Genomic DNA, 22,955 nt, shown 5'->3' on the forward strand with positions numbered 1-22,955 from the left:
CGAGTCGGTGTTCCCGGCGGTCCGGATTGGTACCGGCCGTGGGTTCTGCGCCCGTACCCGCCGAAAGCGCCCACAGATCGCCTTGGCAAGCGTTATACGCGGCGAAACCAAACTACCGTCACCGATGACACGTGACTCCGCCGGAGGTTCCGGCGACAGTGATAGTGAAGACGGAGATGTTTCCGTCGTCTACGATCTCGCTCCCGATTGCACCGCTTCGGACGTCCAACCCGACCGCCCGTATCTCGCGTCGATCAACGGCATCGTCGAGTACGGCGTTTTCGTCGATCTCTCGGAGAACGTCTCCGGCCTCGTCCACGAATCCGTCCTGGAGGGCACCTTCAGCGTCGGCCAGGAACTCGCCGTCGAACTCGAGGAGGTTCGCGACAACGGCGACATGGCCTTCCAGCCGGCCGACGTCGACCTCGAGGAGGACGACTACACGGTCGAACCAGTCGACCACGACTATCCCCTGACCGGGACCGACCGCCTCGAGGCGAACGTCGGCGAACAGGTCCACCTCGAGGGCGAAATCGTCCAGATCAAACAGACCGGCGGCCCGACGATCTTCCACATCGCCGACGAGTACGGCGTCGTCCCCTGTGCCGCCTTCGAGGAGGCCGGCGTTCGCGCTTACCCCTCCGTCGAGGTGGGCGACATCGTTCGCGTCACTGGGACCCCCGAAACCCGCGAGGAGAGCGTCCAGATCGAGGTCGACGGCCTCTCGAACCTCGACGGCGAGGACGCGACCCAGGCCCGCGAACGACTCGAGGCCGCCCTCGAGGAGCGCGCCCAGCCCCACGACGTCGACCCGCTCATCGACTGGCCCGCGTTCGAGAAACTCCGCCCGAACCTCATGGAGGTCGCGACCCTCCTCCGGCGAACCGTCCTCGAGGGGCGACCAATCCGCGTCCGCCACCACGCCGACGGCGACGGTATGTGCGCGGCCGTCCCCCTCCAGCTCGCCCTCGAGAACTTCATCGCCGAGGTGCACCAGGACGAGAACGCACCCCAGCACCTGATCAAACGCCTGCCCGCGAAGGCGCCGTTCTACGAGATGGAAGACGCCACGCGCGACCTCAACTTCGCGCTCGAGGATCGCGAGCGACACGGCCAGCAACTGCCCCTCGTTCTCATGCTCGACAACGGCTCGACGGCCGAGGACGTACCCGCCTACGAGACGCTGGCCCACTACGACATCCCCATCGTCGCTATCGACCACCACCACCCCGACCCCGACGCCGTCGGCAGCCTGCTCGACGCCCACGTCAACCCGTACCTCCACGACGAGGACTACCGGATCACGACGGGCATGCTCTGTGTCGAACTCGCCCGGATGATCGACCCCGACCTCACCGACGACCTGCGGCACGTCCCCGCCGTGGCCGGCGTCTCGGATCGATCGAAGGCCGACGCGATGGACCAGTACCTCGAACTCGCCGCCGAGAACGACTACGACGAAGACCGCCTGCGAGACGTCAGCGAGGCCCTCGACTACGCCGCCTTCTGGCTCCGCTACAACTCCGGCGATCACCTGATTCAGGACGTCCTCGAACTCTCCGACGCCGACGAGGACCGGCACCGGCGGCTGGTCACGTTCCTCGCCGACCGCTCCCGCCGGGACGTCGACCGCCAGCTCGACGCCGCCATGAACCACGTCGAGCACGAACGCCTCGACAGCGGCGTCCACCTCTACCGGATCGACGTCGAAAACCACGCCCATCGGTTCACCTACCCCGCCCCGGGCAAGACCACGGGCGAGATCCACGACCGCAAGATCCAGGAAACCGGCGACCCGGTCATCACGGTCGGCTACGGGCCCGATTTCGCCGTCCTCCGCAGCGACGGCGTCCGCCTCGACATCCCCCGAATGGTTTCTGAGCTCGAGGCGGAGATCCCCGGCGGCGGCGTCTCCGGCGGCGGCCACCTCGTCGTCGGCTCGATCAAGTTCGTCAAGGGCAAGCGCCAGGAGGTCATCGACGCCCTCGTCGAGAAGATGGCCGCCGCGGACATCGACGAGGCGCTCTCGAGTGCGGCGCCGCTCGAGAACTAGTCTAGAAGTAGATCCGTTCGTCGTCGACCGATTCTTCTTGCTTCCGCTGTCTCTCTTCATCCCGACCCTCGAACGCGAGCCGATGCCACCCGAGTGCGCCCGCAGCAACCACGCCGACACCCACCACGCCGAGTAACTCGAGCGGGACGGGAAGTGGCGTCGTCTCCTCTCCCTCCCAGTCGGCCTCGAAGACGGTCGTGTAGTACGAGGCGACCGACTCGCCGTGGAGAGCCAGGACGACTTCGCGATTGTTCCGGAGCGAGTTCCGGTTCCAGTTCAGAACACAACAGATAGGTTGACGTTCCATTAGATGAACCTATAGTGTATGTCAGACAACAAGCTCGACGCTAACGGATACCACCAGAAGGTCGAACGGGAGCTAAAGAACGTCAAAAGACTCTCGCTGGACAACGATGATGAACGGAAAGCCGAGGACCTCACAGTAGCAGACCTTGATGGAGATGCTCGCGAGATATATCTGTTCTCGCAATATGTACGTGATGACCAAGAAGCAGCGAGTGCGATGAATTTGATTGCTCGCCTACGGAGACTCAGCGAGGTTTCAGACAAGCCTCTCACAGAGTGTAGCCCGGATGATATCAATGCACTACTGGGTTCCCTTGCAGAGAAAAATTTAGGCACAGGAAAAACGTACAAGTCCTCAACGAAACGGAAATACCTCGATGCTGTTACTGAGTTTGCTGAGAACCGCGGTATCGATGCGTTAGTCGATATCGAACGTCCCAGTCTGAAGATAGAGAAAGTAGATGAAGACTTTATCCTCTCGAAATCCGAAGTTTGGGACCTGATTGAATCTGCAAATAACATTCGAACTAAAGCCATTATCGCGATATCGTGGGATTGCGCATGGCGCGTTACAGCCCTCATCTCGCTTAAAGTCAAGGATTACACGCGCATGGGCAGTGAATATGGATTACTCCAACTGCCAACAAAGGCGGAAGGGTTGAAAGGAGCGGGTGGCTTCAAGAAACCAGTCACGGTGTCGAAAGGATATTTAGAAAATTGGCTGGCTGAGCATCCGTGTCAAGACGACCCTGAGGCAGCCCTCTTCTGCAGGATGGACAAAGAAAAACACTACGGCGAACACATGACTGGTGAGGCTGTACGTAAGCATCTAAAGAAGGCAGCTACAAACGCAGGGATTGACAAAGACCGTGTTTACCCTCATGCGTTTCGGCATGCTCGAGCAACGTACATGAAAAAGTCAAACGATTATAGTGATTTACATATTGAGCACACACTAAATTGGGCAGAAGGGTCTAATGAGCATAAGCGGTATGAGCATTTAGACCAAGATGACAAGATAAATGCAATATTGCGTGCGAAGGGTATCGATGCGCAAGATGATGACGTTGACCCCGAAGAAATCGATTGCCCTCAATGTCAGCGGAAGATTCCGTTCGATGCGAATCGGTGCCCATACTGTAGTATGATTATCGACGACCGGCCCGCAGAGTGGTTCCAACTCTATCGGGAAATCGTCAATGAAGACGACCCTGTCAAAAAGAAATATGATGAGATGGCTTCAATAACGCCCGAAATCGCGGGCCTTACCAAAGCCGAATTTGAGCACGTTCGGGAAAAATTCGCTATGGCCGTCCAGTTACATGACTTCGGCGGGATTGATTATGACGACCACAGAAAAAATGTCGAAGATTATGACTGGGCTTCAGAAATCGACATCAGTGGGATTGATGAGACTGATATTGACTACATCAGTAAGAACTGGGTTGCTGCATCAGAACCATTAGCTCGAAACTTCGACGTTAACGAGACTGAATACCGATTACAAGGGAGTGCAACCGGATTACCAGTTAAGGATATTGAAGAGGATTTAGACAAACTCGACAACTAATCAAACGAAGCAGAGTTCGGGCGCTCGCCCTCGAAAACTTCGACGAGGACAGTGCGGAAGACACCCATCAAGTTTGTTAATCGACCTGAGTAGGGGCGCTACTAAAGAACCAATGGAAGTTTTAGCGCAAGCCGCCGATTCAGACATCGCACTGAGGCGTAATTGCGGCTCGAGCATCCCGACATGACGTGACCGACAACCACGAACGCGAATCACTATTGACGACAAAACAGGGGCGTCCTGCCAAGACGGACGATTCAATGGTATATCTACGCAATGTTGCGGCCCTGCTGCTACACGAACGAGTTACTTCCTATCAGGTTCAACAAATAGGAACTCACTTTTCTACACCAAGACCTTTGTAGATTGGCTAGAATATTCTTTTATGCAAAGTGTAGAATTCGAAGGATATTGGTGGCCGCCCGGAGAGCATGAAAACCGGGTCGGGGGAGTCCTTTCGTATGAGCCAGAGTCAGGGGCTACCCTAAACCTGTTTGAATCGTTTGAATCCGGTGTACTCCTCACAAGAGAAAGGGAACATGAAGCACATAGCCGTCTATACGGCCTTTCTAAAGAAGGTGACCTCCTCACATTAGTTGATTCTCACCGTGATGGATTTAGCTCAACTCAAACAGTAGCGGGCAACGTAAGTTACTCAACATATCAACCGAGATATGTCTTAGACGGAATCCATGTTCCACAGAACAAAAACATCTCTTTTACGAGGCTTACCACAAGCTTTCCGGGGATTGAGGAGTGGACACAGCACATTCCTTCATCAGATGTAGATGGGGTTCCCGGGCGGACTGTAGAGATTGTTGTAGATAATCCTGACCCGATAGAGGCGAAAACCGTAGAATACACACTCACGCTTTCAAGTTCCTTTAAGACATCCCGGTCACGCGGCGAAACTCCCTCAGTCCCAAATGAAACAAGGTTTCATCTTTATCCAAAGCATCCGGCCATCACATTGAGTCGGTTAAGGGACTATATCTATTCGCTCCGAGGGCTACTCACAATCGCAACGAACCATCCAATAGAACCAAGATACGTGCAAGCAAGAACTCCCGATTCGGGATTCACCACTATTGATGTATACTATGGGAACCCATCTTTTGGGCAGCCGGGGTCTCCGGGAATCACGAATCTCAATTTCCGACTTCCGGATATTCCTAATGGGTTCAGTGGCTTAATAGAGAGATGGTTTGGCCTGAGACAAGACACTAAATCAGCTATTGACCTTTTCCTTGGAACACAGTATAACCCCAATATGTACCGAGAGAACATTTTCCTCTCGCTCACACAAGCTATTGAATCCTATCATCGGCGTAGATATCAAGATGAATATATGGACTCTCAGAAGTATGAATCAGGCGTTTACCCGGACGTAATGGATTTCATCAGGGGTGATTTGAATGATGTGTATGATGACCCCAGTATGTTCCATGGCAATTCGTTATCTCAATCTCAAGTACAACAACTTAAGACCATGAGCGACGCTCACGATATCCCGAATGACTTAGGAAATGTCTTAGATTCAGCTATTAAATATGCCAACGAATACTCTCTACGGAAGCGGTTTAAAGAGTTAGTGAATGACGAATTCCACAGCATCCTAACAGGCCTTCCTCATAGTGCTGTCGGACAGATTCATCCCATCGTTGAGACAAGGAATCACCATACTCATCAACTGAAAGGCGAACAGAAAGACCCCGCGATAGCTGAAGGTGCTGATTTAACGCGGCTAACTTGGTCGTTAGAACAGCTATTAGAGGTGGCATTCTTAGCAGAAATTGGTGTTTCTGAATCGCAAATACGGAACACACTCTATGATAGATACAAGCAGTATCGGGTTCTCTAATCTCTACAGATTTTCCCACTTAGATATCAAAAGTGACTCCATGCGTGGTTCGTTGACAGGGCAAGCCGTAAAATCACGATGGTCGTCAAAACTACAACTCAATTTACAAGAGCGGTCTTGTGATGGACATTGTTGGTGGAAAGTTCCCTTGCGATTTCTTGATTACAGCAACCAAGACCGTGGAGCGGTCAGGATATCGTATTTACTGCTGAATGGCCCCCTTCATCCTCTGGGTTGGCGCCTCTATTGCTACCAACAATCTACATTGGATGAGCAATGAGAATTGTTAGTGCGGTCAACGTTGTGGCACAACTAACTATTGGTAAACAAAGACGCAAATATGAAATATAATTTACTATATTAGTCTGGCTGCTAAGCCGAAAAAATCAGTCTTAGCCCGCAGAATAAGGCCCAAGCATAACAAGAGAACGTACTGTCAGTGAAAATAGCTATAGTGGTAGAGCACGTAGACCATAACGACTGAGGCTTTCGAATGGCGTAACGAAGGGCGTCATTCGCACCCCCTCACAAACTAACAGCGTTGTTAGGACGATTCGAGACGATGTTGTTAGGGCAGGGGTGAAATGGCCTCCACACAGACCACAACCTGACAAGAAAGAAGGGTGAATATGTGTGTTAGTAATATAAATATTCCTTCGTTAGAGTGGGGTCTATTTACGAAGAAGCTTAGAAGAGAAGCTTCGAGTTACAGGTAGGTCCTTGACCCGCCTAACAACACTGTTAGGACCCCAACTTGCCCAGCAAATCCTTCAATAGCATCTACTGAAAGTGCTAACGTACTGATAGTGCCTTACCAGTCCTTGGCACTAGTAGAGTATCAATTCGACGCGCGGTAGGTATTCAATCAACTGAGTTGACGAGAGTTCATAGAAATGGGGGTTGACCAGCACAATACCTTAGCAGTTGGATTATTTATATATACTATGGAACAAGCAAGAGAAATTGGCCAAGTTGGACCACATGAGATGGTTTACGCTGAGAGGCGACCTGAGGACAGCGAAGAGATAATCTATTTCTGTGCATGGTGTTCGCTTGAAACAACTAAGAAATACATGCTCCAACATTATAGATGTGGACGAGACCGGTACAGAGATACCGCACGGTATACCATTAACTGACATCATCCTCGAATCAGTTCCAAGAGATATTCTCTAGCCAGACCTCTACCTCCGGTGTCATACAGCTAGACTGAGGGTGTCATAGAAAGTTTGCATACCCTCTCTATGACTACCCGATAAACGGTAAGTACAGGGGAGACACGTAGCGGTGCCTTGATAGTGAGAATCAGCCGTAGGAGAAACCACTCACCCAGATTTCGACGCCATTGCCAATGTTCGAAGAAGGTAGGGGCTCACAACGAATATTGACTGAGTTAGCCATCAACTCCGGCAGTCACACTTCACTACTTCAGGAATATAGAACAGCTATTCTTCTGCAGCCTCAACTTCTCCGAGCCAACCCAGTCCGAATAATACTGCTGCACCTGCTGCGATAGTTCGTATCCACCAATACATCTGGTACTGGGATTGATGTTCTGATGAGAACGTCACGGCAGCCTGCCCCGCTAACGTCTCTTCGTATCCAGTCACCTCACCATGGGCCCACATAGCCACAAAACCCGCAACAATGGCGATGCCCAATAAGTATTCGCTCATACGCTCCGTTATTCAAGCAAGTGAGAAAATACTATCGTCTGAACATTATATATGAATATCAAATCAATCGAGGTCGCGTCACTCATAGATATTGGTTACTTGGTCAACGAGGTGATATCGAAAAGATAGGAGAGAATTAATCAACCTACGATACAATTCACCAGTCTAGAATATCATGTCCATATCGATAAGCGAACTCGAAACTAATCTACAACAAATCAACGAATACGAGTTCGAAGAGTTCGTTGCCGAGGTCTGGTGCCACCGGGGCTGGAACACTCGTGTTACCCAAGGGGCGGCCGACAAAGGTATCGACGTTGTCGCTGAGAAAGACTTCCCTTACGAAGAGAAGATTCTGATTCAAGCCAAACGGTATGGCTCGGGGAGCAGGGTCGGGAGTCCAGAGATGCAGAAGTACGCATCACTCGTCCAGCGCGACAAGGTCGATAAGGTCCTCATCGTCTGTACTAGTAACTTTACCTCGCAGGCACAGGATATCGCAAAGGATTTCGGAATCAAGTGCGTTAATGGACGAATCCTCGCACAAATTATCCAACAGGAGGGACTGGAAGACCTAGTCCGAGAGTACGTTGGAGAAATTGATGACGCTCAAATTGACTCGCCAACTCCCGCGACCGCCAGCGTTGAGAGCGAAGATGATACGGATACTACCATCGATGCGGCTCTGTACGCGGAAGGCGAGCATTTGACCATGGAGTTGACGGGATTGTCCTACTCTGACCGTCTGTCCCGCACTATCGCAACGTTCGAGATACATAATAAAGCAGATTCAAAATGGAAAATTGACACTGAAGACTTCACGGTTATTTCGAAGGACGGGTTCAGCCATAACCCGCTGCGATTGAGAGTGATGGAGAACATCCCGGGAGATTGGGGAATGGTATATGAAGATATACGACCAGACGCCAAAATCCGATATCTCGCCGCCTTCAACTCAGATATTGTTGATAATATAGAACGAATAGAGTACGATGCACCAGTTCGGAAGCGCCTATCAGGTGCATCAATTGTTCCATCGTCTCCGCCATCCTCACCAGATAAGGATGCAAGTCTCGACGAGATACGCAAGCAGATTGAGAAACGAACAGCTAACAGGCTGCGAACAGAGACTCTGAATTTAATGGTAACAGAATCAGATAAACAGCACTTGTCAATCCCAGATTCCCTACCGATTGAGGAAATCTATATTCAATAACGCTGTCTCGTCGTAACTCTATTTCCTGATGAGGTCCTGTAGTATCTGACCTGTTGCTACACTCACTAGATTTTATATTACACCACTGACGACACATTTGTATGGTCTTAGATGGGTCTATTGATATTACCGTTGCTGTCGGGTTTGTCGGTGGGATTGGGAGTAAATTGGTTTACGATGTTATTGCTCACCGACTAGAACAACGACGGAAGGCAAAGCGAGAGACAAAACAGTGGTACGACGATATGATGAAATACGCGAAGGAGGCTCATATCGACGCGCGGATGTATAAGAGCAACATTAGGTATTTTACATTATTCGACCCGGACGAGCAGGAATACGTCTACGGTCCGAAACCCACTGAGGAACGAATAGAGTGGATTAAACAGAAGCATGGATGGGAAGATAAAGAGGTTTCAGGATTACATGAGACTTTTGAGGAGTTTACTCACCATTTGAGACTTGAATCTGTCGGGGATATCAGGGAGGAAATCCAGACTTCTATGGAACTGCACGTGTCGCGACTACGAGAACAATTATCGACACAGCCAGATGACCTTGATGATGAGATTGTAGAGACTGCGTCCACTTTATTGGAGAAAGTGAATAAGATGAAGATACTCAAAAATGTTCCCGATTCGAACTACAACGCGGTCAAAGAGGCTTCAGTTGAACTTGTCCAACAGTGTGACGAGGCAATTAATGAGTTAGAGTGAGCGGTCTCGCCGATTAAACGTCAATATCTCTCGCATAGATATCTTTAGCTACGCCAATCAATATCCTCACCCCCTCGATTTATTATCATAGTCAATGAATGTTCAATCGTACACAATGGGAGAAACAGTCGAAGATATCTGGGAAGCGGGGAGTGCAGCCGCACTAGCCATATTCGGCTATATCGCAGTGATATTGTTGTGGACCGCTGATTCGACCCAAGACTCCGTCACTATCTTCACGAAAACGGTCACAGTACTCCTTCTCGCAGCCTTTCCAACCACAGAGGTTGGGATATATCTCGCGGTATTCATGGCAGCTGTCGGGGCATCAATTTCCATTTCTATGCTTGGGGCCAAGCGGGTGTTCATTATTTTCACTGCTGGGTTCTTCTGGTGTGGCACAAACATCATCATGAACTGGTTCTTTGGCCCGCTGTAGATTCGATATCTGTCTTCCAACTCTCCGAATCTCCGCTGTCTAACTCATCAGATTCATACTCCTCATCCAGTTCATCCAGTGATTCCAATGCAGCCCCCTTCAGGTTCGAGAGTAATTTCGCTTCTTTCCTCAGACGCTCCATTTCCTCTTGAAAATCCCTTATCGTCGCGTCGTCCTCTTCCTCAATCCTACTCGCCCGTATTACTCGTTCCATTGTTTCAGAAACTATAGTTATCTGCTCGTAAAATCTGATGACGGCCTCAATCTGCGACCCGGTCAAGATTCCAATATCGCTCAGGTTCTCCACATATACGTGGCGTTTTGGGTACAATGGGGAGACCCTTGCAAATCGTCCAAGTACCTGTCCTCGCCAATACATCTGAACCAACCGCTCGGCTTCTTCATCAGTCAATTCTGCAATCTCATCATCATCCAGTATATCAGAGTCTGACAGCCCTCGATAAGATTCTAAGGAGCAGTATTCCTGAATAGTATCGACATCTATCGTCTTTATTTCGGTCGCTAATGCCATCTTCAGGTGGTCTTGTTCAACTTTTCGTTGATACCACCCTAATAGAAATGAGCCCCCGGTCGCTGCTATCGCACCAATAAGAACGTAGACCAATTCCGAAGGTAGCGGCCCGTACATATTCTGACAGAGGCTACTACAGTCATGTAATACCTACTATCTGTTAACAGAGAAGAGAGGTTCGATGTAGCTCTATTTCTTAATCAGGTCTTGCAGCAGACGCCCAGTCGCGACCGCAATGGTCACCACTATATCGACTATCGTTTTCAGCGACCATACCACCGCGGAGATAAGCATTCCCCCGTAGTATCTGGTGTATCTGTAGTCCGACCGCCGGAGGTCTTTCAATACCCCTCCGACGAATTTAGCGACGAACAGCGGTATATCGACTAACAGCTTGTAGGCTAACGCAGTAAATGCATTCAGTCCTCTATGGGTCAGTATCCACCATGTTGACTCACCAGTACCAGCGATTTCCCGGCTGATGGGCCGCGTAAACCGGTCGCCACACCAAGGGTCTCGGAGCCAACCGAAGAAACTCCCGGTCTTCTGCCGTATGTTTCCAACCGCCTGTCTTGACCGCTTAATCATACCTCGCACTTACCATACGACTTATTTAAAACATACATGAGTTCTCGCAGATTGAATTGCGAGAATCTCACTTGACTCTGTTGAGTATCTGCGGGCACGACATCAACCGGGACTGTCGTTCCCTCCGTCGAGCCCTCGCCACTCTCACCAAGAACCCTGTTCAATCTCCCTCCGGGCCTTTTTCTGGTTGTTGCACTCTAAATTGAGAGAGTGAGTCAAAAAGCGCGAGCCGACGTTAGCTTTCGTCGGTCGTAGACACAATGGTCACACTCCGTACAGGGACATACTGGGGCTCCTCCGCTTTCCGAACAGTCGTCACGAACACGATGTCATGCTGGCGGGCGAGTTCGAGAGCATCAGTTTCAGCCAAGTCCTCACGAGTACGCGTCTCGCCCTTCTCACTGACGAGGGTTCCATCGACCCCAGACCAGTGTTCCGAACACCAGTTAGCGGAGTCCAGTTGCAGAACCCGAACGTAATCCTCCTGTGCGGGCGGCGTTCGGTTGATTTCTCGATTCGGTAGGTGGGGTAGTCAGTTGCCCATCGGAATCTTCGGCATTTTGGGATATGTATTCCTCTTACTCTACACTGCTGAGGCATCGAGCTATCTCGGTCTCGTCGGATTCGGACTGGGAACGCTGGCAAGCGCTTGGGCACTCACAAAGGTGTTTTACGGAGCCCTTCTCGGAGGTATCTTCTGGGCGGGAGTCCTCACGGCCATCATCAGTTATCAGATGGGGGAAGTGACCATCTGGACTCTCGGTATTGGGGCCGGAGTGTTGGTTATCACGTGTATTCCGGCCATCCTCGCTATTGGAATCAATCGCGTGAAGAAAATGCGTCATTCGGCGTAAATAATCACGGGAAGATTTCCCGGAATTTCCGCAAGACACTCTCACTGCCTTTCCGGATGAGCCTTGGGAGGATTTATCCAGCCCTTGTGTTCAGTGACTCCCGTTAATATCTGTAAGACCACTTCAACCGGTCCGGGTCATTACTGCGCTTCCATAGAAGCAGAGAACAGTTTCTCTCACAAACTCGAGCAGCGGCGAAATCAAAGAGGTCCCAATAGACCTCTCAAGGATATTGTTACTTGGCCTCCATTAGGAGGTGTCGTATATGGCCCATCCTGACGGTTACTGACGATATTGCCGATAGGACATTACTGACAATTACTGACATCTACGGTATTTGTCTCCTGACCATAAAACCAATATTGAAACGATTACAACAAAGGCGCTATGACACTTGATGAAGCATCCCGAGCCATTGTCAATGCTATCGACCGCAACGGTGGTACAGCAGATACGACACATGTTCGACGGCAAACTGGACTATCGAATTCGTCTGTTCGTTATCGATTTTCGAAACTCGAGAATCTGGGTTTCATTGATATAAGCTATAATGATAGCCAAACCCCTGATGGGGTCGCACCCATCACGGTTGTACAACTCACTGACTTTGCGAGAGAAGAGATTCAGAAGGGCCTGACTGTTGAAACTGAACAGCGGCGAGCTACAATAGAGCCCGTCGATAATGCAGACCGCATCAAAGCATTAGAGGAAGACCTTAGGGAGGTACGCGACCTCGTGAATCAAATCCAAAGTAATCAGAATTGGATTGGGCCTCGAGTAGAGGAGTTGATAGAGAGGGACCCAATCCAATCCAACTCCAAATTGGATTGATTATTGCCCCGGACATGAGCGAGGTCGCGTTAGAGGCGAAGCGGGGAGACGAGAGTGTGAAGGAGTCCGTGCAGGGCTACCGTCGAAAGCTATACCGACTCAAAAAGGAGCAAGAGGCGACGGAGGAGGTGCTGGAGCACATTACGAGCAAGGACCACATTACTCGCGAGGATATGGTTCGATTCATGCATAAAAAATCAAACGACGTAATGCAGTCGGCTAGTGCGGATGTGTCACTGCTGGAGGCGCGAATCGACGAGTTGCGCGAAGATATCGAGGAGACTCGAGACGTGTTGAGGTGCTCACCGATTATGCCAGCGCCGCGCTCAACCGGTCGAAATCGAACGAGGATGAGTTGGACGTAGCGTGCCGCGCGCACAACGCCGTTCACTCTCGCATCAAAGAGTTAGGGGCGGACCGTGCGGACTTGGAGGAGGACGTCGACGAGATGGATTCCGGACTGCTCCCATTTTGAAGTTGGTATGCATCCTAACGTCTATTGAGTTCGACTCAATCGTCTGGGGATTGGCCGGTAGACGAACTGCTCCCCGAAACCATCCAGAACATCTGTACGAGGATTTGTCAAACTAACAGAGGGCCGCTGATGAGCGGCGGCCTCGCCCAAACACTGAATGGGCCGTACCACGTATTACCGATATGAAACCACCATCTGGTCATTACGACTGGCACCACATTGAGCGGGACGACGTGCCTGACCTCAAACTACGGTGTAAACATTGCAAGACCGTGGTCGAGGTCGAAAAAGCGAACGAACATATCCGTGACTGTGTGACAACATGAACACGACCGTCTGGGACGACTGTACGTGGCTCTGTCCACAATGCGAAGCCGACCGGGACGAGGGCGAGCCACACGCAATCCTTGAACTCGTCGCGAGCGGCAACCCATCGAGGGATGTCGCCGGGCCCGAAATGCGAGACGACGAGGGAGCGTTGGACAGTGAAAAGTAGCTGGAGCGACAGTACACGGAGCCTGTCGTCTATTGCATCGAGTGCGAGACGGCGTATGACGTGGAGTTCAACCCACGATGACCGACTATCAAATCAGCGCCTCGTACAACGCGGAGAATGGCACGGTCGCGCTCACCGTGTTCGACCTCAACGACGCCACAGAAGGGGACAGTATCATCGACCAATGCAAGGTGGGCAAGGGACTAGTTCTGATGAGTTGTACAGGGCGTGGCATGATTTCGGCTCCTCTAACTAATATAGAAGGATAGCTTATCAACAGGCCACCATAAACTCAGTCAATCGTATACCGGTCGTTATCCTTGTATCGGTCACGCTCACACCGATAGTGCTGAAGCATATATTTTTTAGTTGTCTCATAGTCACACCATGCACAAAAGCACACGACGCGGTCACTATCGCTCGGTCGTCGCTCAGCGTAAACCATGTCATGTGGTCCAACTTCACCAACTTCACTAATATTTTCCATATGCAATAGAATATGTTCTATTGCTAAGGTATTGTGGGAAGATGGGATAAGTGACACAGTAGGCTCCAGTGTGAACAGTGGCTGAGAGTTTGGATTCCATCCACGATGCCATATTGAGAGGGGCAGCTGGGAGTCCGTGAATTCCGAATGCTGTGAGTACTATGTGCGAGTTCCGTCCAGTCAACGTTCGAGAGAGTCGAATCACTTTTGAGTAGATGGGTTCCACACGGCCAGATAGCCATTGTTTCTTCTGCACTGCAACACTTTGATTCCCATTGATACTCATCTGGCTCAGTCATGTATTTCAATTCAGGAGATACGCGACCGCGATGGGGACCAATGCGTTCTCTGTTTAAATTCTGATAAAATCCACGTCCACCACATCGACGGAGAGGCGACGAACAACGACTCGGATAATCTGGTGACGCTGTGCGAACGGTGTCACAATCGGATTCACAGCATCCAGAACCGCCACTCGAATCGAACGAAAGGCGACTTCATCGGAGAACTCGTGGATGAGGGTCACAAGCGGAATGTTGTGTTGGCTGTTCTCCGGGAAGTGACCATGTGAGTCGACACTGGAGGCGCTTTCAGCGCTCAAACCTAAATGCAGAGCTACACTTATGTGGTTTCAATGCCGATACGTCAGTATGGCAGAATTACATCTATCGAATGGGCAGTCCAAGCAGTATGAAAAGGTCATTGTCAAAGAAAACGGGTGGGCAATCGGGATTCTCCATGGCCGTCCAGACGAGGCGTTTCCTCCAGACAAAATTGAGCGCGTAGACCTTGACGAGGACGTGTATACAGCTTCCTATCTACACGAAGAGGAATACGGTGAGAGCCGACAAGCACGACCAGATGAGCCCGGAGAATCTGTAACCGAGTTCAAACCCGTTCATCGAATGGAGTTAGAATACCATTTCGAGTGATTCGAACAGATACATGCATGCAAACAGCATGAGCAAGGAGGAAGTTGTCGTGCTCCATTTTGACGAGGAGAAGACCGACGTTCCTGCATACAACGAACTGGCAAAACACATTGCTGACGAATTTAGACAATATGATTTTGAGATGGGACCGACTCGAAAGGTCTATGCTCTGGATGTTGCGACTGATATTCCGGAACCGGCCGTGGAATGGGCCTATTTCGCAATCAAAGAGGTAGGCTCATTTGCCATCTACGAGTATTTACGTCGGAATTTTGGGGAAAGTGAGGAGAATGAAGAAAGCTCTGATACCGAACAGAACGTCATAATCCAGACAAATAGTGGTAACGTGGTTATCAAGGAGATGGAAATGATGTCCGCGAGGGAAGCAAAAGAGGTAACCGGGCACTTTGAGCTTCTTTCTGAGGGTGGAGGGTTAAAACGCCACTATGGAGACGACGAGGAGATTATGGAAAAATATGGTAGTGAGCGACAGGAGGAAGATGAAGAAGACGAGATAATAGAAGAAAGTGAATCTCAGGAGAAATAGTGTTAGCCGGGAAACCGCCGTGTGGTTCGAGCAGTTCGAAGAATGAAACGGACTACTCTACCAGATTTCTAAGTAGTTATCGATAATCTCCTTGTCTTCCTCAGAAAGACCGTACACATCGTGCATAATGAGGTCGTCCAATTCAAGCTGTTTCTGGACGGATTCTTCCTGAAGGTCTTGGATGCGCTGCTTGTTGGTCTCGTATTCATCCATTAGAGCGAGTATCCCATCTTTCGTTGGGACCGGCATATCGAGGATTTCCATTCGATTGAGTCGTTTCCCTTGCTCGGTCAGTAGACGGTAGACGAAATTACGCACCTCCTCTGAACTAAAGTTCAGATGGTGCCCTTGTTTCATCACAACTTGGAAGGCATCATCAGACTCACCCGTGCGAATCGGGTCCTGTCGGTAATCGTCATCATCGAGGTCGACACTGTCAACGATGTCCAAAATCGTGCTACTACGGTCATATTCAGGCAGATAATTCGTCACCTCCGAAGTCTTGTATTGGAGTTCTTCGACTTCTTCCAGCATGTCACGAATTTCTCTTGCGGATTTGACGACCGTGTCCTTGTGCTCCGTCTCAGCGACGATTGGCAGCGGTTCAAGGAACGTCTGGCCGAATGAGTAGTATTTGCTGTTGAAGATGAAGCTGATGTGCTTATGGTAGAACTCGATGACCCGCGAATTTAGTAATGCACCATAGTAGAGCGTGTCACTGGCGTTAGGCGCGTACTCCTCAGAGAGGTGGATGCCGTATCCGCCCGCGGTCCCGCCGCCAACGAAGTAGTATTTCCCTTCATCGTCTGGGACGAATGACGGGCGTTGTCGGAGGACACCGGCCATGATTTTGTCGGTCTCGAACTTTCCGATGTTTTGTTTCCGACTGAACCGCCACCATTGGTCCCGGTCTTCCCACTTACCCCCTTCTCGCGCTTTCAATGTCGTCTCGTGATTCTTGAAGAACCTCCATGCATGTGGATAGTCGTTTTGCAACTCATGTTTGGTTAGTGCCCGTGCGCCGTCATCGGTGACAGCGTAAGGAAACACGACCCAAAGCCCGCTCCAATTTGTCCCCCAGCGTTCGATTTCTTTCCCTTTGAGGAGACGACGCAGGATGTCCTTTTCAATTGTTTCTGGTTCACCTGCGTCGGCACATTTGAATTCAACCGTACCGTCGCCGTTGTCTTGCACAATCTCCCCAGCGAATACCTTGTCCTTTCCGGTGATGATTCCCTGAAAGACCTCGTCCGTGACCTCTTCCAGCCGGTAATCACTGGCGACTTGGATGGAGTTGAAGACCTCTCGCTCGTCATCCGGCATCGGCTTCCAGCACGGAAGGCTCTCGCTACGATTATCCGCTCTGAGAGATGACTGGGAGTGAGTATATAACTCATATTCCTTGGCTGAGGAGGCCCCCCAGTCTTCAAGGTATTTGATTTCGTCCAATAAATCGCTTTTCGTCTCTGAGACTCGGGCGCACTTTATGTCATCATCAATCGGAGCCTCTCTATCCACAACGAGGATGCACGGATAGGGTGTGGCCGCGTCGAAAACCTTGGTATCTTTGAAGTCCAGTAGGTGCGTAATCGGTTCGTCTCCGAGCCGCTGGCGGATTTTAACTCCATAATCCGCGTTGACGACTCGATTCGGGCAGATGTATGCGAGGCTGCCGTCTTCGGTAAGCCAGTTCAATCCGCGCTCAATGAACGGAATGTAAATGTCGAAGTTCTTTACAGTTGTTCTATAGTTCTTGGAGTACAGTTCTTTAACGTCGTTGCTCAGATTCTGGATACGAACATATGGGGGATTCGCGATTACTACATCGAATTCAATTTCGTCTTTAATCCGGTCGACAGCGTTCCTATCTTCGATAAATGACTGGGCGCGCCCATTATACTCGGCGAACTGCTGGAGGTTAGACTGGATATTGTCTGCGTTCCCGTCCCGTTCCCGTTTCTCCATTATCGTCGGAGAAAGGGTGTCTGCGACGTGAATCTCAAACCCATCGAGCGTGTAGTGAGGATTCACATCCATGACTTTGTTGTACAAGTCTATGGTGCGGAAGAGCAGATTAATCTGCGTAATGTGGACAGCGAATGGATTGATGTCGATTCCATAGAGATTGTTTTGGATACGCTCCAGAATCGTCCGGGCTTGCTCTCCGTCCAAGTAGTGGATACTCGTCTCTCCGAACTTATTGAGATAATGTTGAATCAATCGCTCGGCCGCTTCAGTGAGGAACCCACCACTCCCACACGCAGGGTCGAGGATTTTCTGCTGGCCGATACCAGCATTCACCTCGTATCCCGCGGTGTCCAGCATATACTGGATAACTTCAATAGGCGTGTAGTACTCCCCCAGTTCTTTCCTCTCCTCCTTAGGCAGGTAGTCCTCGTATACATGACCAAGGATGTCACGGTTGACGCGTTCGAAGTCGAACCGGTTCAGCCGCTTCAAAACCGTGCTCAATGTATAATCTAATTCATCCTCCAACGTACGCTGGCGGCGTTCCTCTTCCGAGGAGAACTGCTGACGCTTGTCTCTCGATACCCACCACCAGTCAAAAATACCAAGGTCATATAAGTCGCTATAGTGGTTATCAATCCTGTCGTACGTGTCCATCAACCCGCTCAGATACGGCTGCTCGTCTCCACGTTCTATGGCTTCCGCCATACCACGCGACGAAATCCGGGTATGACCAACAATCTCTTTGTCCTCGGCAATTCGCGCGAATAGCGCCCGATTGAGAACGATATATGCGGTCTCTCGGCAAAATGCATCTTTCGCGTCCTCAGTCTGCCCCGTGTACGCGCGCCAGTCCTTCCAATCGGGGAACGTCGAGTCCAAGAAGTGTTTCGGGTACGACCCTTCCTCACGGTCTTGGTAATCATCGAAAAACCGTTTGAGGACCTCGGTCAGTTCGTCGAGCGAGTCCTTGACTGCATCCAGAAACAACTCGTACCCTTCGTCGTCCACCCCTTCTTGATACTGGACAGGCACCTCTTGGTAGCGGGTTCTGAAGAAGTCAGCCGCGTCGAAATCTACATAGCGGTCTTTTTGGAGTAGAGTCAACTCTCGGAGAGCGTCACGCTGGTCGGCGTCCAACTTCTCAACATTTGTGGTCGCCATCTTATCGACGTCGAGTCCAACGATTTTGCGAATAGACCGGTCGTCCTGAATATACTCATAGAGGTTGAACGTGTGGCCGTTCGTGAGAATCCCGTATTCGGCACTGCCGACACTTACCATGTACGTCTCCAACTGGTCGTGGTCGGCAAGACCCAAGTCATGCGAGGGGCGTTTTGTCTCGCAGACAATCACCGGAAACGGCGGCTCGCTATCGTCGTAACAGAGCAGGTCTTTCTGCTCGTCCTCGAAGTTGACGTGACCTGTGCCAATAGTCCGAGACCATCCCAGTGCGTCCGTGAAGAGGTGGTCGACGAGGCTGTACCTGAAGTCAAATTCACTTCCCTCCTGTCGAATTTCCGCATTGATATCGATGAAGGCTTGATGGAGGTTCTCCACAGCAGATGTCATGACGGGCACTTCTCATCCGGGCGTGTTATAATTTTGTTTGAGGACCGCGCGTTCTCCGAGACATGGTTAGGAATTTCCCTCCAATTCCATTGTCCCAGTTATAGGTATAACTAGGACGCAATAGCCCAATAACAGGTCTATTTCGCATTCAATGCGGAGAGACGGAAGGTTCAAATGTCCTAGTTGACTAAAGAGAAATAGGACACAATGAGAATCGATACTGACGGCGACCGGGTGAAATGCTGGCTCGGTCGCTCCGAGATTGACACACTTGCAAGACGCGCACCCACCCGAGAAGCCGAACTCGCGATTCGAATAATGGGCGACTGTGGACTGCGTTCCTTCGAAGTTATCCAGATTTGCCCAAAGCACAAGCGACGGAGTGAAGACGGCTCCGCGTGGCTCCTCCGCGTTCCGAAGGGGAAAGACACGCGAAACGGTACCGGTAAGGCGCGAGATACGTTCCTCCCAGCGCAAACCGAACAACTCCTGCACTCCTATCAACGGGACGAGTCGCTAGGCATGGACGAGCAGTACATCACCGTCGCGCCGCGCAGCGTCCGCAGATGGGTCGAGGTCGCCGCCAAGAACGCACATGAGACGACGGGTGTAGACGACTGGCAGCACGTCTCCAGTCACGACCTCCGCCGCTCGTGGGCCACGTACCTACTCGTAGAGCAACGGCGCAATGTTAGGGTCGTCCAGTCAGCCGGGGGGTGGAAAGACTATGACAGCATGAAACCATATCTCGGCGAAGCTACAGAACAAGCAATTGTCGAGGAATTGGGCGCGGTCAAATTCTGAACGAATCCCGAACAGGGAATTCCACTAAGTGCAATACAGGGGTATGGGAACGATGCTCCGTGAAAGTTCGTTCTCTTTTGCAACCCGCTGTCCTCATTGTACACACGACTTATTTACACCCTGTAAATTGGTAACCATCTGCGTACAAGAGAGCTTTCAGTCAGCTATGCCACAGAGGTGATGAAATCACTACAATTCACTCTATTCGGTATCTCAGTTTACGTGGTTCCACCGTTACCTGCACCAGCCAGAAACGAACATTGTATTCATTAAAAGACCTTTTGAAAATACAGTGAGACTATCGAGTTCTACCATTCTATCGTTACTCTCAGTGTAACCTCCAACTATTTCTAGAGGAATTCGATTAAGTCCGTTTAACGGATTTGATATGTATTCTGGGATATTGACCCGGGCTTGATTCTGGAGTTCATCTATACGGTGATAAAGAGGGTTATCTACTACCATATATTCTGGTGCATCAGGATGTGAACTAATATTCACCACTTCCGGATGCCCAAGATGTTGTGAGTCTCCTGATATTGTAAGCATCTGTAGACCTCGTCGTTGTTGGTATACATCAGGGTGCTTGCCTAGTTCTCTGAAAAACGATTGGTAGCCGCTACTATCGAATGGAATATCAGTAAATACAAAGCCACATTTTGTTCTTGAGAAATGGTCTCCTCGCCACTGAGTTTCAATCCAAAATATCCCCGCAGAACAACTTACATACGCTACTGCAATAGGCCGAGGGTCACTAGGAACATTATCGGATTGGGGTTCTTCGGTATGTGATTCCTCTAATAGTCGTATTGTCTGGTCTATCTTCTCTAAATCTTCAACGAACCATCGATGCCCCCGACCTACTACTTGACGGTCGCCCAGTTTAATGGCGTAGCCTAAGCGTGAGGGGAGCAGGCTGGTATCGGTGGTTTGTTCTAAGATGTTAAACACCTCTTCGATTTCCTCTGCTGAGGATGCGTGAACGTATTCCTCTACATGGTAGAGAACTGATTTCCCAAAGTCATGGGTGAGCCCCGGTTCGCCAAATACGAACATCGATGGACCTTCAGACGTTGTAATTAACCAATTTGAAGGAGACCGAAGCGAAGGCACGTTATCTTGAGAATCGAGGTCAACATTAATGCTGACACGTTGTTCTATCTCAGATGAGAACAAACTGTATTCCTCACGTTTACGGACTTGGAAGAATGATAATAGTTGGTCGCTAGACATCTCATCCATGCCATCACCAACACGAATCCACGGGACGTAATCTCCCTTCTCTTTGAATTGAATTGGTTTTTCACGGGCCTTGTCCACGTCAATACGAAGGAGACGTTTTCCCGAGTATTCGACAAAATTCACATCTACTAAATCAGAAACTGGTGGGGTGGTATATTCGAGGGCAGTTTGAGTTATATACTGTACAACTTCCGAATCAACTGGAAATCCTTGAATGAGTAGACTATCTGATTGCTCTTTCCTAACGCCGATAATTACTGTTCCACCGGCCTGATTGGCCATCGCTGAGAGTACTTTTACAAGCTTTTTTCGGCCATCAGAACTCTCAACTATTTCCTTCGATTTACAATCAAACTCCTCCGATTCAACCCCCGGTTCAGAAGCAAATCGTTTCACAAGTCGTTTCGTTTCTTGCTCAATACGCATTTACTGGACAACTTACTACTAAATTCATAAGAGGCTATCTAATAAAGGCCCCCGCTGATTTCCACCATCTTGAAGCCCTAAGCTCATTCTAAAAATAATTCTGTACAGTTGATTCTGCCACAAAAGCAGAGGTACAGGCGTGTGGGCGAACGAAAAGGCCGTATTCTTCTCATTCGGACACTCGCCAGAGAAGAGTCGCAACCACAAGCGAGACCGCCGAGACAACTGTACCGAGAATCGGGAACCCGGGGTCAGTCATCATCGGGAGCGTAGAATGAACAGCCCGGATTACGGCATCGAACAGTGAAAGCGAACCGCCAGAAAACCTTGAAGTATGCGTCTGACTTGCATTTGGGCCGCTTCCTTGAAGATGAAGAGCTTCAGCCCGGGTGTTCGGCGTGCCCACTTCGAGACCTCAAACTCAGAATCGGTCAACGTCGTATCTCGCCACGGCGCAAGAGAACAGCGCCGATGAACGCTTCTCCGTCTAACCAGACGTCTCAGATGTCTCCTCGCGGTACTCATCGGACTCGATGTCGGCGAGCCACTCGCGGAGTTTCTCGTTGTAGTTCTCGCCGTCCTCGCCGTGATGGACGCGACAGTGACAGTTCGGACAGAGCGCGATGACCATATCAGGTCTATCCGGCCCACCATCGCTTAGTTCGTTGATGTGATGCGCATGGAAATACGGGTCGCCGGATTTATTTTGGAACGCTGGCTCCCCACACCCTTCGCATTTCCCCTCCGCGCGAGCTTTCACATACGTTTTCACCACGTCTGACCCTTCGTACGTTTGAGTCGTGGCCGAGACCGGGTCCACAGCCTCACTCGCACATTCCCCCGCCCGCTTGCGTAGCGTCGCCAAGTCAGGGGAGTCGTCCTCGAAGTCCGCAACAGCGTCTGCCTCGTCGTGCGCGTTACTCTCCTTAGGGACCTCCGAAATATTTCTGACTTTGCTCTGTAGGTTTTTTGAGTGACCACAATGTCGGCAGACCCAGAAATCAGTTGAACGTATCCACACCGTTTTACCGCATTCATTACACGCTTTGTCGACCCACCTAACTAGCTCCCACTCGCTCAGCAGCGTATTGACGGAAATCAACGGTCCAGCCTCCTCGTATCCCCTCAAAGGATAAGCCATCGTCTTCTTGATGTCGGGATGCCAATTATTTGGGTCGTCCGTTTCCGGGTCAACCACGAGAGAAACAGGACATAAGTAGAGGGGGATTCCTCCTTCCGTCCGCCGGTCGATGATTCGTACGTAATTGTCGTCTCGGGCCCAGATTTGACCAGTCTCGATAGTATTCGTGGTCATGGTCTTATTCAAGCAGCAGTTGGGCGGAACGTCTGTCCCCCTTACACTT

The 22,955-nt window shown here is 50.6% G+C and carries 21 protein-coding genes; 14 read left to right on the forward strand and 7 right to left on the reverse strand.

Going from position 1 to position 22,955, the window contains the following annotated elements; genetic code table 11:
* Positions 1–124 precede the first annotated feature (124 nt).
* Positions 125–2,053, forward strand: coding sequence for a Hef-associated nuclease (gene han / locus J1N60_RS17810; RefSeq protein WP_312909293.1), 1,929 nt, complete (start codon positions 125–127; stop codon positions 2,051–2,053).
* Between the two features lies 1 nt (position 2,054).
* Here han and J1N60_RS17815 read toward each other — a convergent pair whose 3' ends face one another.
* Entirely contained in the window at positions 2,055–2,360 is a 306-nt protein-coding gene (locus tag J1N60_RS17815) for a phospholipase D-like domain-containing protein (protein ID WP_312909294.1), read from the reverse strand.
* A gap of 18 nt (positions 2,361–2,378) precedes the next feature.
* Between J1N60_RS17815 and J1N60_RS17820 the strand changes: the two genes are divergently transcribed.
* Entirely contained in the window at positions 2,379–3,929 is a 1,551-nt protein-coding gene (locus J1N60_RS17820; protein ID WP_312909295.1) for a tyrosine-type recombinase/integrase, read from the forward strand.
* Positions 3,930–4,314: 385 nt separating this feature from the next.
* Positions 4,315–5,790, forward strand: a complete 1,476-nt coding sequence (locus J1N60_RS17825; RefSeq protein ID WP_312909296.1) for an ApeA N-terminal domain 1-containing protein — start codon at positions 4,315–4,317, stop codon at positions 5,788–5,790.
* A gap of 1,445 nt (positions 5,791–7,235) precedes the next feature.
* On the opposite strand, the gene J1N60_RS17830 is transcribed toward J1N60_RS17825, so the two are convergent.
* On the reverse strand, positions 7,236–7,466 hold the full coding sequence (locus tag J1N60_RS17830) for a hypothetical protein (RefSeq protein ID WP_312909297.1): 231 nt from the start codon (positions 7,464–7,466) through the stop codon (positions 7,236–7,238).
* A gap of 175 nt (positions 7,467–7,641) precedes the next feature.
* Here J1N60_RS17830 and J1N60_RS17835 point away from each other — a divergent pair, with 175 nt between their 5' ends.
* The 3 genes from J1N60_RS17835 to J1N60_RS17845 all read left to right on the forward strand — a co-directional run bounded on the left by J1N60_RS17835 (position 7,642) and on the right by J1N60_RS17845 (position 9,837).
* Positions 7,642–8,682, forward strand: coding sequence for a restriction endonuclease (locus J1N60_RS17835; RefSeq protein WP_312909298.1), 1,041 nt, complete (start codon positions 7,642–7,644; stop codon positions 8,680–8,682).
* 101 nt (positions 8,683–8,783) lie between these two features.
* Positions 8,784–9,398, forward strand: a complete 615-nt coding sequence (locus J1N60_RS17840; RefSeq protein ID WP_312909299.1) for a hypothetical protein — start codon at positions 8,784–8,786, stop codon at positions 9,396–9,398.
* A gap of 115 nt (positions 9,399–9,513) precedes the next feature.
* On the forward strand, positions 9,514–9,837 hold the full coding sequence (locus J1N60_RS17845; protein ID WP_312909300.1) for a hypothetical protein: 324 nt from the start codon (positions 9,514–9,516) through the stop codon (positions 9,835–9,837).
* On the opposite strand, the gene J1N60_RS17850 is transcribed toward J1N60_RS17845, so the two are convergent.
* The gene (locus tag J1N60_RS17850; RefSeq protein WP_312909301.1) at positions 9,809–10,486 is read right to left on the reverse strand and encodes a hypothetical protein; all 678 of its coding nucleotides are present in this window, start codon (positions 10,484–10,486) and stop codon (positions 9,809–9,811) included. The genes J1N60_RS17845 and J1N60_RS17850 overlap by 29 nt on opposite strands.
* Positions 10,487–10,558: 72 nt before the next feature.
* The gene (locus tag J1N60_RS17855; protein ID WP_312909302.1) at positions 10,559–10,957 is read right to left on the reverse strand and encodes a hypothetical protein; all 399 of its coding nucleotides are present in this window, start codon (positions 10,955–10,957) and stop codon (positions 10,559–10,561) included.
* Positions 10,958–11,493: 536 nt separating this feature from the next.
* Here J1N60_RS17855 and J1N60_RS17860 point away from each other — a divergent pair.
* The 7 genes from J1N60_RS17860 (at position 11,494) to J1N60_RS17885 (ending at position 15,579) form a co-directional block, all read left to right on the forward strand.
* Positions 11,494–11,811, forward strand: coding sequence for a hypothetical protein (locus J1N60_RS17860; RefSeq protein WP_312909303.1), 318 nt, complete (start codon positions 11,494–11,496; stop codon positions 11,809–11,811).
* Between the two features lie 387 nt (positions 11,812–12,198).
* On the forward strand, positions 12,199–12,642 hold the full coding sequence (locus J1N60_RS17865; RefSeq protein ID WP_312909304.1) for a winged helix-turn-helix transcriptional regulator: 444 nt from the start codon (positions 12,199–12,201) through the stop codon (positions 12,640–12,642).
* 14 nt (positions 12,643–12,656) lie between these two features.
* Positions 12,657–13,007, forward strand: coding sequence for a hypothetical protein (locus J1N60_RS17870; protein ID WP_312909305.1), 351 nt, complete (start codon positions 12,657–12,659; stop codon positions 13,005–13,007).
* Positions 13,008–13,439: 432 nt separating this feature from the next.
* Positions 13,440–13,613 carry a hypothetical protein gene (locus tag J1N60_RS17875; protein ID WP_312909306.1) on the forward strand — a complete coding sequence of 58 codons (174 nt, stop codon included), beginning with the start codon at positions 13,440–13,442 and terminating at the stop codon, positions 13,611–13,613.
* A gap of 752 nt (positions 13,614–14,365) precedes the next feature.
* A complete protein-coding gene (locus tag J1N60_RS20705; protein WP_425499359.1) occupies positions 14,366–14,671 on the forward strand; it encodes an HNH endonuclease in 306 nt (101 codons plus the stop codon).
* Positions 14,672–14,750: 79 nt separating this feature from the next.
* A complete protein-coding gene (locus J1N60_RS17880; protein ID WP_312909307.1) occupies positions 14,751–15,032 on the forward strand; it encodes a hypothetical protein in 282 nt (93 codons plus the stop codon).
* 28 nt (positions 15,033–15,060) lie between these two features.
* Positions 15,061–15,579, forward strand: coding sequence for a hypothetical protein (locus J1N60_RS17885; protein WP_312909308.1), 519 nt, complete (start codon positions 15,061–15,063; stop codon positions 15,577–15,579).
* Positions 15,580–15,636: 57 nt separating this feature from the next.
* On the opposite strand, the gene J1N60_RS17890 is transcribed toward J1N60_RS17885, so the two are convergent.
* The gene (locus J1N60_RS17890; protein WP_312909309.1) at positions 15,637–19,119 is read right to left on the reverse strand and encodes an Eco57I restriction-modification methylase domain-containing protein; all 3,483 of its coding nucleotides are present in this window, start codon (positions 19,117–19,119) and stop codon (positions 15,637–15,639) included.
* Positions 19,120–19,326: 207 nt separating this feature from the next.
* Here J1N60_RS17890 and J1N60_RS17895 point away from each other — a divergent pair, with 207 nt between their 5' ends.
* A complete protein-coding gene (locus tag J1N60_RS17895; protein ID WP_312909310.1) occupies positions 19,327–19,923 on the forward strand; it encodes a tyrosine-type recombinase/integrase in 597 nt (198 codons plus the stop codon).
* 234 nt (positions 19,924–20,157) lie between these two features.
* On the opposite strand, the gene J1N60_RS17900 is transcribed toward J1N60_RS17895, so the two are convergent.
* Entirely contained in the window at positions 20,158–21,591 is a 1,434-nt protein-coding gene (locus tag J1N60_RS17900; RefSeq protein WP_312909311.1) for an RNA-binding domain-containing protein, read from the reverse strand.
* 487 nt (positions 21,592–22,078) lie between these two features.
* Positions 22,079–22,906 carry an HNH endonuclease gene (locus J1N60_RS17905; protein ID WP_312909312.1) on the reverse strand — a complete coding sequence of 276 codons (828 nt, stop codon included), beginning with the start codon at positions 22,904–22,906 and terminating at the stop codon, positions 22,079–22,081.
* Between the last annotated feature and the right edge of the window lie 49 nt (positions 22,907–22,955).

Origin of the sequence: Natronosalvus caseinilyticus (genome assembly GCF_017357105.1) — an archaeon.
Classification (GTDB): Archaea; Halobacteriota; Halobacteria; order Halobacteriales; family Natrialbaceae; genus Natronosalvus; species Natronosalvus caseinilyticus.